The sequence below is a fragment of the Paenisporosarcina sp. P4_D4 genome (genome assembly GCF_056401835.1).
The window spans coordinates 1-1,242 of the sequence record NZ_JBFUIO010000305.1; the positions used below are offsets into that span (position 1 = coordinate 1).

General features: G+C 34.4%; 1 protein-coding gene. It reads left to right on the forward strand.

The genetic code is table 11. The features are described from left to right. Positions 1–158 precede the first annotated feature (158 nt). Positions 159–1,142, forward strand: coding sequence for a UDP-glucose 4-epimerase GalE (gene galE, locus AC1DSL_RS18350; RefSeq protein WP_477533354.1), 984 nt, complete (start codon positions 159–161; stop codon positions 1,140–1,142). The last annotated feature ends 100 nt before the right edge of the window (positions 1,143–1,242 follow it).

Below are 1,242 nucleotides of genomic sequence, written 5' to 3' on the forward strand. Positions count from 1 at the left end.
GGATAGGTATAACTCATATAGCTTAGAAACAAACTTCTAGAATTATAGTCATATTTATTATTATTATGAATTCGATTTGAAACGTCCAGAATTGATTATGCATTTTCTGGAGTTATTCGAGGGGAAATTAGAAGAAATAAATGTAAAAGGAGAATAATATGTCGATTTTAGTATGCGGTGGAGCTGGTTATATTGGTAGCCACACAGTGAAAGAACTCGTCGGGAAATACGAGGTCATCGTTTTGGATAACTTAACTACTGGTTATCCTTTTTTATTAGACGAGGATGTTACATTTGTTAACGGAGATTTAGATGACGAGAAAGTTCTTGATATATTATTTACAAAACACAAAATAGATGCAGTCATTCATTTCGCAGCAAATAGCTTAGTTGGGGAGTCTGTCGAAAAACCATTACAATATTATCAGAACAATGTAAGTGCAACAATAACTTTATTAAAGAAAATGGTTGAATATAGGGTAGGAAAGTTTATCTTTTCATCTACTGCAGCAACTTATGGAATACCAGACACTGACTTAATCACAGAAGAGACAGCGACAAATCCAATTAATCCCTACGGCCGATCAAAACTTATGGTAGAAGAAATCTTGGCAGACGTTGCTCATGCACATGATTTGCAATATGTAATTTTAAGATACTTCAATGCAGCTGGTGCACATAAAACTGGTCAAATCGGTGAAAGTCATAATCCTGAAACACATCTAATTCCAATTGTGTTGCAACACCTGTTAGGTGAGAGAGAGAAGATATCTGTTTTTGGTACGGATTATGACACAGAAGATGGAACATGTATTAGAGATTATATTCATGTGACTGACCTGGCCAATGCACATGTCCTAGCATATGAAGGATTAGTCAATGGTGAAGTATCTAATGCCGTTTATAACCTAGGAAACGGTGCTGGCTATTCCGTTAAAGAAATAATTGAAGTTTGTGAGAAAGTATCAGGAAAATCAGCTGTGATTGAATATGCTGATCGCCGACCAGGAGATCCGGCGGTATTAGTTACTTCTTCAGAAAAGATAAACAAAGCTTTAGGTTGGAAGCCGAAGTACCAGTTAGAAGAGATTATAGAGAGTGCTTGGAGATGGCATTCATTTAATCAGTTCACTTCTATTTAAAAAATATTAAATGCATCTGTATAAAAGTACAGATGCATTTTTATATTAACCTTATTAATCAAGTAAACTAAAATTCAAATATAATATTATTTCATCAAAC